The sequence below is a fragment of the Mesorhizobium sp. M2A.F.Ca.ET.067.02.1.1 genome, from assembly GCF_004023285.1.
Taxonomy (GTDB): domain Bacteria; phylum Pseudomonadota; class Alphaproteobacteria; order Rhizobiales; family Rhizobiaceae; genus Mesorhizobium.
Genome location: NZ_RZSB01000105.1, coordinates 1 through 11,659 on the forward strand (window position 1 = coordinate 1; position 11,659 = coordinate 11,659).

General features: G+C 63.4%; 14 protein-coding genes and 1 pseudogene. 7 read left to right on the forward strand and 8 right to left on the reverse strand.

Features of this window, described 5'->3' with window-relative positions:
- The 6 genes from EOA28_RS10885 to EOA28_RS10910 form a co-directional block, all read right to left on the reverse strand.
- On the reverse strand, window positions 1–830 hold an 830-nt coding region (locus tag EOA28_RS10885; RefSeq protein WP_148670683.1), incomplete at its 3' end, for a methyltetrahydrofolate cobalamin methyltransferase.
- A 141-nt stretch (window positions 831–971) separates the two neighbouring features.
- A complete protein-coding gene (locus EOA28_RS10890; RefSeq protein WP_127251205.1) occupies window positions 972–2,063 on the reverse strand; it encodes a methylenetetrahydrofolate reductase in 1,092 nt (363 codons plus the stop codon).
- On the reverse strand, window positions 2,060–2,650 hold the full coding sequence (locus tag EOA28_RS10895; RefSeq protein WP_127251204.1) for a methylenetetrahydrofolate reductase C-terminal domain-containing protein: 591 nt from the start codon (window positions 2,648–2,650) through the stop codon (window positions 2,060–2,062). Before EOA28_RS10895 ends, EOA28_RS10890 begins: the two co-directional genes overlap by 4 nt.
- Window positions 2,643–2,945, reverse strand: a complete 303-nt coding sequence (locus tag EOA28_RS10900) for a virulence factor (RefSeq protein WP_041003951.1) — start codon at window positions 2,943–2,945, stop codon at window positions 2,643–2,645. The genes EOA28_RS10895 and EOA28_RS10900 overlap by 8 nt, the downstream gene beginning before the upstream one ends.
- Before the next feature lie 135 nt (window positions 2,946–3,080).
- A complete protein-coding gene (locus EOA28_RS10905; RefSeq protein ID WP_127251203.1) occupies window positions 3,081–3,863 on the reverse strand; it encodes a formyl transferase in 783 nt (260 codons plus the stop codon).
- Window positions 3,864–3,956: 93 nt separating this feature from the next.
- On the reverse strand, window positions 3,957–4,532 hold the full coding sequence (locus EOA28_RS10910; RefSeq protein ID WP_127251202.1) for a DUF4893 domain-containing protein: 576 nt from the start codon (window positions 4,530–4,532) through the stop codon (window positions 3,957–3,959).
- A 122-nt stretch (window positions 4,533–4,654) separates the two neighbouring features.
- On the opposite strand from EOA28_RS10910, the gene EOA28_RS10915 reads away from it, so the two are divergent.
- Entirely contained in the window at window positions 4,655–5,569 is a 915-nt protein-coding gene (locus EOA28_RS10915; RefSeq protein WP_127251201.1) for an NAD(P)-dependent oxidoreductase, read from the forward strand.
- A 5-nt stretch (window positions 5,570–5,574) separates the two neighbouring features.
- Here EOA28_RS10915 and EOA28_RS10920 read toward each other — a convergent pair whose 3' ends face one another.
- Window positions 5,575–6,204: a DUF1638 domain-containing protein gene (locus tag EOA28_RS10920; RefSeq protein WP_127251200.1), complete on the reverse strand. Its 630-nt coding sequence runs from the start codon at window positions 6,202–6,204 to the stop codon at window positions 5,575–5,577.
- Window positions 6,205–6,257: 53 nt separating this feature from the next.
- On the opposite strand from EOA28_RS10920, the gene EOA28_RS10925 reads away from it, so the two are divergent.
- On the forward strand, window positions 6,258–6,392 hold the full coding sequence (locus EOA28_RS10925; RefSeq protein ID WP_042645015.1) for an entericidin A/B family lipoprotein: 135 nt from the start codon (window positions 6,258–6,260) through the stop codon (window positions 6,390–6,392).
- Between the two features lie 83 nt (window positions 6,393–6,475).
- Here the strand turns inward: EOA28_RS10925 and EOA28_RS10930 are convergent, their stop codons facing one another.
- Window positions 6,476–7,174, reverse strand: a complete 699-nt coding sequence (locus EOA28_RS10930; protein ID WP_126082179.1) for a B12-binding domain-containing protein — start codon at window positions 7,172–7,174, stop codon at window positions 6,476–6,478.
- Window positions 7,175–7,447: 273 nt separating this feature from the next.
- Between EOA28_RS10930 and EOA28_RS10935 the strand changes: the two genes are divergently transcribed.
- From EOA28_RS10935 to EOA28_RS10955, 5 genes and pseudogenes are all read left to right on the forward strand, one after another.
- Window positions 7,448–9,022: a trimethylamine methyltransferase family protein gene (locus EOA28_RS10935; protein WP_127251199.1), complete on the forward strand. Its 1,575-nt coding sequence runs from the start codon at window positions 7,448–7,450 to the stop codon at window positions 9,020–9,022.
- A gap of 89 nt (window positions 9,023–9,111) precedes the next feature.
- Window positions 9,112–9,801, forward strand: coding sequence for a 4Fe-4S dicluster domain-containing protein (locus EOA28_RS10940; protein ID WP_127251198.1), 690 nt, complete (start codon window positions 9,112–9,114; stop codon window positions 9,799–9,801).
- Between the two features lie 104 nt (window positions 9,802–9,905).
- A complete protein-coding gene (locus tag EOA28_RS10945) occupies window positions 9,906–10,637 on the forward strand; it encodes a dienelactone hydrolase family protein (RefSeq protein WP_127251197.1) in 732 nt (243 codons plus the stop codon).
- A gap of 179 nt (window positions 10,638–10,816) precedes the next feature.
- The gene (locus tag EOA28_RS10950) at window positions 10,817–11,374 is read left to right on the forward strand and encodes an RNA polymerase sigma factor (RefSeq protein ID WP_126082183.1); all 558 of its coding nucleotides are present in this window, start codon (window positions 10,817–10,819) and stop codon (window positions 11,372–11,374) included.
- Between the two features lie 2 nt (window positions 11,375–11,376).
- Window positions 11,377–11,659 (forward strand): annotated as a pseudogene (locus EOA28_RS10955) (VWA domain-containing protein); the annotation flags it as partial.

Here is an 11,659-nt window from a genome sequence, read left to right on the forward strand (position 1 = left end):
TTGGTGCAGTTCTCGTCGGTGCCGTTCAGCACATTGGCGCCGCGCACGGCTTCCATTTCCTGCGGACGGACCGGGTTCATGATCGCCGAGGTCATGCCGGCCCCGATCACCATCGGGATGAAGGCGGCGTTGATGCCGTGGCGGTGCGGCAGGCCGAAGGAGATGTTGGAGAGGCCGCAGGTGGTGTTGACCTTGAGCTCTTCGCGGAGCCGCCGCAGCAGCGCGAACACCTGGCGTCCGGCATCGCCCAGCGCCCCGATCGGCATCACCAGCGGGTCGACGACGACGTCATGCGAAGGAATGCCGTGGTCGGCGCAGCGCTCGACGATTTTCTTGGCGACGGCGAAGCGGACATCCGGGTCCATCGAGATGCCGGTCTCGTCGTTGGAGATGGCGACGACCGGGACGTTGTATTTCTTGACCAGCGGCAGGATAGCCTCGAGCTTTTCTTCCTCGCCGGTGACGGAGTTCACCAGCGGGCGGCCCTTGGCGACCTTCAGCGCGGCCTCGATCGCTGCGGTGACCGAGGAGTCGATCGACAGCGGCAGATCGACCAGGCCCTGCACGATCTCGAGCGTCTGCACCAGAAGCGCCGGCTCGGTGGCGTTCGGGTCGACGGCGGTGACGCCGGCATTGACGTCGAGCATTGTGGCGCCGCAGGCGGCCTGCTCCAGCGCGTCCTTGATGACGGTCTCGAAGTTGCCGGCCACCATCTCGGCGGCGAGCTTCTTGCGGCCGGTCGGGTTGATGCGTTCGCCGATCACGCAGAAGGGCTGATCGAAGCCGATGACGATTTCTCGGGTCGCCGAGGCGACGATGGTGCGGGTCATGCGATCTCTCCGTCGGGATATAAAGAGTTCTTTATATCGTTATCTGATTTGGTTCAAGTGAATGCGTGCCGGCCGCGCTCTAGACTCTAAGTTGATGTATGTCGTTGCCCCAAAACCGGTTCCACTTTTGGGCGACATACATCAGTGCGCGGTCTTCACCATATCCACCTGAGTTTCGGTAATCTCGTCGTGCAGTATGTGGTCGAGCCGCTCGGCGACTAGCTGGTCATCGCGGCGGATCTCGCGCTTCCAGGGCTGGCGGCCTTTCAGCACGCCGGATTCATCGACGATCTCGGCGACATATTCCTCCTGGCGGTAGGCCATCACATGGATGCCGGCGACGCCCGGGATTTCCTTCACCTCGTTGATGATGTCGATGCAGAGCTGCTTGCCTTCCTTCTTCTGATCCTGCGCGCCTTCCAGCCGCTTGATCACCGCGTCAGGGATATGGATGCCCGGCACGTTGGAGCGGATCCATTTCGCCGTCTTGGCGGAAGCGAGCGGCCCGACGCCGCAGAGCAGGAAGAGCTTTTCGGTGTGGCCGAGATCGCGCGCCTTCTGCATGAAGGCTTTGAACATCGGCACGTCAAAACAGTACTGCGTCTGCGCGAATTGCGCCCCGGCGGCGATCTTCTTGCCGAGATGGATCGGGCGGAAGTCGTAAGGCGGCGCGAAGGGATTGACCGCGCAGCCGAGGAAGACCTGCGGCGGCGTCGTCAGCTTGCGGCCGGACAGGAACTTGCCGTTGTCGCGCATGATGCGGATGGTTTCGAGCAGCGACATGGAATCGAGGTCAAACACAGGCTTGGCGCCGGGCTGGTCGCCGGCCTGTACGCCGTCGCCGGTGAGGCAAAGCATGTTGGCGACGCCCATGGCGGCGCCGCCGAGCACGTCACCCTGGATGGCGATGCGGTTCTTGTCGCGGCAGGCGATCTGCATGATCGGCGCATAGCCCATGCGGGTAAGCAGCGCGCAGATGCCGACCGAGGACATGTGGCAGTTGGCGCCCGAGGCGTCGACTGCGTTGATGGCGTCGACCCAGCCGTCGAAGATCTTGGCGCGGTTGTAGACGTCTTCCGGGTCGGCGCTGTCGGGCGGGTTGAGCTCGGTCGTCACCGCGAACTCGCCACGGCGCAGCACGCGCTCCAGCCGACCGCGCGACGTGTGGCCGGGCAGGGGATCGAGCGGCAGATGGATGCCGGCCGGATTCTCGTCGCGCTGAAGTGCGGTCATGCGGAAGCTCCGGGATTCTGTGCCGTTTCACGCGCCGCGGCCGCCTGCGCGGTCACCCGCAGCCAGGCCGAGGTTTCGCGCAGCGACTGATCGACGGGCTTCTGCACGGTCAGGATCTTGTCGCCATGCACCATATTGCGCGAGCCTTCCCAGGCCTTGACCCAGACGCAAGGCATGTCCGGCTCGACCTCGCAATTGCCGTTGGCGCGCACGCCGCCGCACGGGCCGTTGCGCAGCTGCTTGGGGCAGTTCATAGGACAGGACATGCCGGTGGAGGAAAGCACGCATTGGCCGCACATACGGCAGTCGAACATGAAGCCCTTGACGCGCTTCTCGACGAACTTGACCGGGGCCTCGACGCGGCTGTAGCCGATGCCTTTCCAGAGCGGGTGCAAGAGCAGGAAGGCGTCGGCAAACCGGCTGTAGAACCATTCGAGCAAGCGCGAATGCCTGATCGACCACAGCCGCACGGCGAAGGTGCGCTGGACGCGGCGCTGCGGCGACACATCGGCAGGCTTGTAGTCGGATTTTGGCGCTGCCTTCTTGACCAACGTGGCCTGGGTAACCGCCGGCTGCTTGTCAGACATTTTCTTTCCCGCCAGCCTTGACCAGAGCGACCAGCCGCTCGCGGTCATATTTCGCGTCGAGTTCCTGATAGGCCTTCTCGACCTCGGCCTCGATGTCGTCGCCGACCGGAACCGGGTCGGCCTTGCGCCATTCGGCCAGATAGTCGTCGGTGCCGCCAGCGCCGGTGCGCATGGCGCACATGTCGATCGCCTCGGTGAAGCGCAGCGGCAGCTCGCGCTTGGCGTTCTGCCGGCCCTTCTTGACGATGACCTGGGCGGGAATGTCGCGCCAATAGACGACGATCAGATCGGCCATGAATTCTCAACTCCTCGATATGTCGGAGCATTGCCGCAAGCGCCGTTGGGCCGCTTGTTATGGGACGACGCGCGCCCCTTCAAAAGCGACGCTGGCGATGGCGCAAAGCGAATGCTGGAATCCGTCGCCGGCTGATCACCAGACGCGCTTGGTCAGGCCGGTCCAGAGATAGAACCAGATCGTCGGGTGATACCACTGCTTCGACGGCAGTCCGGGATCGATCGTATCCAGCCTGCCAGCCAGCGCATTGCCGACCGCCTCGACGCATATATCGCGCGAAAACGCTGCCTGGCGCAGCGCGTAGCTGGCGATCGTGTCGCCCGTCTTCGGCTTGCCGCGCGCCTGCTTCAGCACGCCGCCGGTGTCGACGCCGGCATCGACCAGGTGAACGGTGGTGCCGAAGTTCTGCGCGTCGCCGGAGGCCAGCGCCCAGTAGCCGCCATTCATGCCGCGATATTTTGGGGCGATGCCGGCGTGATAGTTGAGCACCGGGCAAGGCATCCTGGCCAACGTGCCCTTCGACAGCAGCCTGCAGCCGGCGAGCAGGACGACGCCCGGTCCTATGCTGGCGATTTCCTTCAGACATTCCGGCCCATTGGCTGAGGGCACGTGGATGATCGCCTGGCCCTGCCGCGGTTCGGTGTCGAGCTTTTCCTCGGCGATCAGCCGCTCGGCGTGGCCGGCAAGGAAGCGCTTGCCGAGCCTGGTCAGCACCATCGTGCCGAGCTGGCCGATGGCCGAGATCCGGCCCTGCCGCCGGGCGCGGCCCATGAGCAGGCGCTTTTTGGATTCAGGGTTCTCGAGGATGACGCTGACAGGACCGACGCGATCAGCAATCGCATTGACGATGGCCCAGATGTGCGGGCCACCTTCGGTGACGACGACGATCGGTCGCGTACTCGATTCCGACGCTGCCATGGCAAGCACCCGCTCCAAAGACCGGGGCGCATGCTATGCGGGGCGAGTTAATCCTTGGTGTGCCGAAGCGTTCGGTCCGCCGCCAGGTTCGCCTCAGCGCTTGAATTCCATGATGTCGAGCTTCGATTCGTAATAGGGCGCGGGGAATTCGATCCGCCACTCGCTGGCGCTGTTGCGGAAGGCGTAGCCGACCTGATCGCTTTCTGGGCCGCTGCCATAGGGCTTGGCCTTGTCGTCATTGACCGAAAACGAGCCGAGATAGATCGAGCGCTTCTCGTTGTCGTCGAAGAAGCGGCCGGTCGTGCGCTGCGAGCCGCTGATCTTGGCAAGCCGCCAGCCGGAACCGTCGTCCGTGACCTTGCACTTGAACCAGCCATAGATGATCAGCGGGCTCAAGCCGCCCGCCTTGATGGTGCGGCATTTCCAGTTGCCGGTGAGATCCTTGTCGGAGAAGGCGACAAGCGGCTTGGCGAGCAGACCATCCAATTGCTTGACCTCCGCCGGATCGCCGGCCTTTGCCTCCTCAAGAGCCGCCTTGCGCGTTTCGCCGTATCTATCCAGCCGGGCCTTGTCGGCGGCTGTGATCAGCTTCTGCACCTCGCCGTTGACATGGGCGGGCAAGGTGAGGGCGATAAGGCCGAGAGCGGCAAAAAGCAGGCGAGGCGTCATCAAATCGTTTCCTCAAATCGATGGCTGGAACAGTTCTTTTCATCACTGGCGCACAACTTACCGGTTCGCGATCGCCTGTCATCCGTGCTTAACAGCGTGGGCTCAAAAATGGCGGTTGATCGATGCGGATATTGCTCACGGGATCGTCCGGATGGCTGGGCAGCACGCTTCTGCCACGGCTCGAAGCGCTCGGCCATGACGTCATCGGCCTCGATCCGGTTACCTCGGCGCGCACGCAGGTCGTCGGCTCGGTCGCGGATCGCGATCTGGTTTTCGGAACTGTCCGCGACAACCGAATCGACGCCATCATTCACAGCGGCGCGCTGCACAAGCCAAACATCGAGCACTTTGAGAACAGCGCCTTCGTCGCGACGAATGTGCAAGGCACGCTCAACCTGCTCGACGCGGCAGTTGCCTACGGCGTCGGGCGTTTCGTCTTCACCTCGACGACATCGCTGATGATCTCGCAGGCGATCCGCGCCGGCTTCCAGGGCGGCGCGCGCAAGGCGGCCTGGCTGACGGAGGAGATGTCGCCGGAGCCGCGCAACATTTATGGCGTGACGAAGCTTTCCGCCGAGCATCTGTGCCGTCTTTATAACCTTCAGCATGGATTGCCGGTCGTGGTGCTGCGCACCGGACGCTTCTTTCCCGAAGCGGACGATATGGCGCATGCGATCGAGCAGTCAGACGCCAACACCAAGGCCAACGAATTGCTGTTTCGCCGGCTGACGGTGGAGGATGCCGCGGAGGCTCATGTCGCGGCGCTGGAGACAGCTCCGCTGCTCGGGTTCGACACGTTTATCATCTCGGCGCCGACTCCGTTCCGGCCGCTGGACTGCGCCGAGCTCATCGCCGACGCGCCATCGGTTGTCGCGCGCTATTTCCCGGATTATCCCGGGCTCTATGCGAGGAAGGGCTGGACGATGTTTTCGTCGATCGACCGCGTCTACGATCCCTCGCGGGCGGGGGAGCGACTCGGCTTCGTCTGCAAGACAAGTTTTGCCGATGTATTGGCGGCGCTCGAAGCGGAGGCGTGAAGCCGTCAGGCGCCGGTTGCCACCCGCGCCAGTTCGCTCGTCAGATCACCATAGCCAGTCCGGCGGCGCTCGTACGCGAGGCCGAGCATAACCGCAGCCTTCTCGGCGACCTTGTCGAGTTCCGGATCGTCGGTCTGGGCAAGATAGATCAGCTTCTCGTAATTGCCGAAATAGTCCTTGATCAGCTCGGGATGCCGGTCGAGGCCGAGCGGCTTGATGAAGAAGGCCTCGAACTGGCGGCAGAGGAAGTCGGTCATGTAGAACGACATCATGTCGCCGTCGGCGACCTTCGCATAGGCCTCCATGCCCTGGTAGAAGGCAAAGCAGTGCGGCCCGGCCATGCGCTCGACGCCGTGCTTCTCGATGACGCGGTCGAGCAGGCCGCCCGTGCCGCAGTCGGCATAGCCGACGAAGATGTGATCGTAGCCTTCCGCCTTGGCCTTCTCGATCGCCTTGTCCATCGCCGGCGCGATGCGGTCCGGATAGAAATGGAACTCAGCCGGCAGGCAGGTCAGCTCGAGATGGTCGAGCTTTAGCTGTTGCTTGACGGCCAAAACTTCGCGCGCAATCATCCCGCAGGCGATGACGAGCAGCCTGTCTGTTTGATTCGGTTCCGTTTTTTGCGTCTTGACCAAGTCGGGCCGGCTTTCGCTGCGGGGCTTAATATCTGTCGAGGGAGACACTGTTCATGAAACTGCTACGCGTCGCGCCGATCGCCATCCTGGCCTGCGCGCTTGCGCTCACCGCTTGCGCCAACACCATCCGGGGCGTCGGCAAGGACGTGAAATCGACGGCGAGGGCGGTCAAGGACACTGTCAACTGATCGGCAGCCTTTTCCATCATCTGGTAACAAAAAAGCCGCGCTGCAAGGCGCGGCTTTTTTTAGGTTCATCCTGATGCCTCGTATCAGGCGGAAGCGCGAACGTTGTGCTTGCGCTTCATGAAGTCCTTGGCCGTCTCGACCGCCACCGCGGCGTCGCGGCAATAGGCGTCGGCGCCGACGGCCTTGCCGAACTCCTCATTGAGCGGCGCGCCGCCGACCAGGACGACATAATCGTCGCGGATGCCCTTTTCCTTCATCGTGTCGATGACGACCTTCATATAGGGCATGGTGGTGGTGAGCAGCGCCGACATGCCGATGATGTCGGGCTGGTGCTGCTCGATGGCGTCGAGATATTTCTCGACCGCGTTGTTGATGCCGAGGTCGATGACGTCGAAGCCGGCGCCTTCCATCATCATGCCGACGAGGTTCTTGCCGATGTCGTGGATGTCGCCCTTGACGGTGCCGATCACCATCTTGCCCTGCTTCGGCGCGCCGGTGGCGGCGAGCAGCGGACGAAGGATAGCCATGCCGGCCTTCATGGCGTTGGCCGAGAGCAGCACTTCCGGCACAAACAGGATACCGTCGCGGAAATCCTCGCCGACGATGCGCATGCCTTCGACCAGCGCCTCGGTCAGCACCTTGTAAGGCGCCCAATTGCGCTCGAGAAGGATATGCGTGCCTTCCTCGATTTCTTCCTTCAGACCGTCATAGAGGTCGTCGTGCATCTGTTGCACAAGCTCCTCATCGGAAAGCTCGGAAAGGATGATCTCGTCGTCGGCCATTTTTCCTCGGGCTCCTTGCTGCTCGGAATGACTGCGGCAGCCTAAAAATCGATGCGCCAATACCTAACCCGCGAGGGCAAGCTAGCCATAGCTGATTTGCGACTTCCCGCAAAAGGAAAGCGACTGAAAAATTGACGCTTTTCTTGTCGATTTTGCGACAGGCGTTGGCGCTGGCTGGCCGTTTCCAATAGGGTGCATGGCTACGATCCAGGCAAGAGGCGGTAGCGACGGGCCGCCCCAGCCAATTCAGGCCAAGTTACAGGAAGAACGATCATGAGCGATAACGCGGCAGTCGAGCAGGAAGCGCCGGGTGGACGACGCGGTCGCGGCGCCAGCGGCGGCGCGGCGGCACGCCGGGCAGCCCGTTCAGGCGGCGGTCCGGGCACCCAGCTCACCTACATCAAGCGCAAGATCAACGTCTATGAGGTCCTCAACGAGGAAGGCCTGGCGCTGATCGAGAAGAACACCGACACGGTGCTGGAAGAGATCGGCATCATCTTTCGCGATGACGCCGAGGCGCTGGCGCTGTGGAAGGAAGCGGGCGCAGACGTCAAGGGCGAGCGTGTGCATTTCCCCAAGGGGCTCTGCCGCTCGCTCTTGAAGACCGCGCCTTCGATCTACACCCAGCATGCGCGCAACCCGGAGCGTTCGGTGCAGATCGGCGGCAATGCGACCGTGTTCGCGCCGGTCTACGGCCCGCCCTTCGTGCGCGACCTCGACGGCAACCGCCGCTACGCGACGATCGAGGATTTCCAGAATTTCGTGAAGCTCGCCTATATGGCGCCGTCGATCCACCATTCGGGCGGCACGGTGTGCGAGCCGGTCGACGTGCCGGTCAACAAGCGCCATCTCGACATGATCTACGCGCATATCCGGTACTCGGACAAGCCGTTCATGGGCTCTGTGACCGCGCCGGAGCGGGCCGAGGACACGGTGGCGATGGCCAAGCTCGTGTTTGGCGACGACTTCGTCGAGAACAACACGGTGCTGACCAGCCTGATCAACGCCAACTCGCCGATGGTCTTCGACGAAACCATGCTCGGCGCGCTGAAAGTCTATTCGCGCCACAATCAGGCCTGCATCGTCACCCCGTTCATCCTGGCCGGCGCGATGAGCCCGGTGACGGTCGCCGGCACGCTGACGCAGGTGTTGGCCGAAGTGCTCGCCGGCGCCTCGTTCACGCAGCTGATCAAGCCCGGCGCGCCGGTGCTGTTCGGCACCTTCGCCTCGTCGATCTCGATGCAGTCGGGCGCGCCGACCTTCGGCACGCCGGAGCCGTCGCTGGTCTCCTACGGCGCGGCGCAACTGGCGCGGCGGCTCGGCCTGCCGTTCCGCACCGGCGGCTCGCTCTGCGCCTCGAAGGTTCCGGATGCGCAAGCGGCCTATGAGAGCGCCAACACGCTCAACTCGACGATCCTTGCCGGCACCAATTTCGTGCTGCATTCGGCGGGCTGGCTCGAGGGCGGTCTCGCCTCCTGCTACGAGAAATTCATGATGGATATCGACCAGCTCGGCATGCAGCAGAAGTTTGCCGAGGGCGTCGACCTGTCGGAAAACGGCCAGGCGATGGACGCCATCCGCCAGGTCGGTCCGGGCAGCCACTATCTCGGCTGCGACCACACCCAGGCGAATTTCCAGACGGCCTTCTACCGCTCCAACATCGCCGACAACAATTCCTACGAGCAGTGGCTGGCCGAGGGCGAGAAGACCGCGCCGCAGCGCGCCAACGAGCTCGCCCGCCGCTGGCTGGAAAGCTACGAAGCGCCGCATCTCGATCCGGCCATCGACGAGGCGCTGAAGGAGTTCATCGCCAAGAAGAAAGGCTCGATGCCCGACGCCTTCACGTGAAAGGAGCCCGATTCAGGCCGGGCTAAAGTGGCCGACATCATCCATAAGGAAGTCTGGCGGAGCGCGTTCTCCGACCCGGACCGGAAGGGATGACTTTTTCCCGCGCTCGGGTCGAGGTGATTGCGGCCGAGCTCGCGGCCAGTGGCCTGATCCTTCGCGGCGGTTTCACCTTCGGCGACGATGAGATGGCGCCAGCCGGACTTTCCGGCTTTCCAGCCAAATCGGTGCTCCTTGTTGGACAGGCGGGCGCGGCGCCATGGCCATATTTCCAACGCTGGCTCGAGGGACAGCCTCGGCCCGTCGCCAACCCGCTCGACAGCTGGTCGCTCGAGGTGATTGGCGCCGTGGCGAAGGAATTCGGCGCGCGTGCCGTTTCGCCTTCAGACCGGCCTTACCTGCCGTTCCAGCAATGGGCGATGCGGGCGGAAGGGCTGAGGCCGTCGCCGCTGGGCATCCTCATGCATCCTCAGTATGGGCTTTGGCACGCCTATCGCGGCGCGTTGCTGTTCGAGGACAAGATTTCTGTTCCCGAACCTCATGCAGCGATTCATCTTTGCGACACATGCGTCGAAAAACCCTGCCTGAAATCCTGTCCGGTGGACGCCTATTCGGTGGATGGCTTTGCGCACCAGGCGTGCCTGGCGCATGTGCGCGGACCGCGAGGCGAGCCCTGCCGGAGCGGCGGCTGCCTCGACCGCAACGCCTGTCCCTATGGCGCTGAGTATCGCTATCCGGCCGATGTCCAGGCCTTCCATATGGCGGCGTTCGCCCGGGTGTAGACATTCTTCCGAACCGCACGGAAACTTGACCGCGATCGAAAGGTTGCGGCTTGCCCTGGCGGGCAGTGCGGATATCTATCGCCTGGCAACCGGCGGAGCGCGCAATGACGAAGCAGGACATCGAGATCAAGACCCAGGACGGCACGGCGAAGGCTCGGCTGTTTCGTCCAGCCGCGCCGGCCAAGGCCGGAATCATCCTCTACATGGATATTTTCGGTCCGCGTCCGGTGCTCGACCAGATGGCGGAGCGCCTCGCTGGGCATGGCTATGCCGTGCTGGTGCCCGATCTCTTCTACCGCTATGCGCCCTATGGCCCGTTCGATCCCAAAACCGCGTTCACCGAGGCAAAGACCAAGGCCCTGCTGTTGATGCTGAGCGGCGGTACGACGCAGGGCATGACCATCCGCGACGGCAGCGCCTTCCTCGACGCGTTCGCGGCCGAGGGCATTTACGGACCGATTGGCGTCGTCGGCTATTGCATGGGCGGCGCGCGGGCGTTGAACGCGGCGGCGAGCTATCCGGACCGGATCGTTGCCGCGGCAAGCTTCCATGGCGGTAATCTGGCCAGCGAAGCGGCCGACAGCCCGCATCGCAAGGCGGCTTCGATCAAGGCGCGCGTCTATGTCGGCGTCGCCGGCGTCGATCATAGCTTCCCGCCCGAGCAGTCGGCGCGGCTGGCGGAGGCGCTCAGGGTGGCAGAGGTCGACCATACGATCGAGAACTATGTCGGCGTCGGCCATGGCTGGTGCGTGCCGGATCATAGCGTCTATGACGAGGCGGGGGCTGAACGCCACTGGAAGCGGCTGACGACGTTTTTCAAAGAGACGCTGGGCTGAGTTTCGGTCTCGGATTGTAGTGCGCGTGGCCTAGCGCGAGCCTTCGAATGTCCGCGCCGCCCCTCATCCGCCCTTCGGGCACCTTCTCCCCGTGGAACGGAGAGAAGGAAAAAGTGGTGCCGCAAAAAAATCTTTTCATCGCCCCAAGGATTGGCCATTAGCCTTCGTCCAACGGGCAAATGACGGCGATGATGCTGGACGACAGCGAAGCCTCCGATGCCGAGTTGATCGGGCGGGCGAGGGGCGGAGACAGGGGGGCTTTCGGCAAACTGGTCGAAAGGCACTATGGCTTCGTCTATCGCGCCGCCTATCGCTGGTGCGGCAGGAAGGCCGACGCCGAGGACATTGCTCAGGATGTCTGCGTGCGGCTCGGCCGCGCGATCCGCGACTATCAGGGCAATGGCGCCTTCACGACATGGCTCTATGCCATGACGCTGAATGCTTCGCGCGACATGATGCGCAAGCGCGCCCGCGATACCGCCAAGGCCGATGCCTATGGCGCCTATGCGTCGATCGCGGGCGAGGTGCCAGCGGACGATCCCGCCGATGCGTTGTGGACGGCGGTGCGGCTGCTGCCGGACAAGCAACGCGATGCGGTGCTGCTCGTCTATGGCGAAGGTCTCAACCACGCGGCGGCGGCGGAGGTGATGGCGATCTCGGAGACGACGGTTTCCTGGCACATCCATGAAGCGAAGAAACGGTTGAAGCTGCTGATGCGTTCAGCCGGGGAAGTGTGACCATGGTCGACGACAACGAACTCGAAAGGCTGCGTGACATCGCTGTGCCGGCGCCGGACGGCGAAGCGAAGGCGCGTGCGATGGCCGCCGCAATGCAGGCGTTCGACCTCGATGAAAAAACTTCGACGGCCCCCCAAGGAACGTCCGCAGGCCTTCGTCTCACGGAGCGAGCACAAAAGCTCTGGAGAGACATCATGCAACGGAAACTCATTGCCACGCCGGCCATCACCGCGCTGGTCGCACTGCCTATCGCCGGATATGCCGCTTTCGAGATGCTGAAGGAAC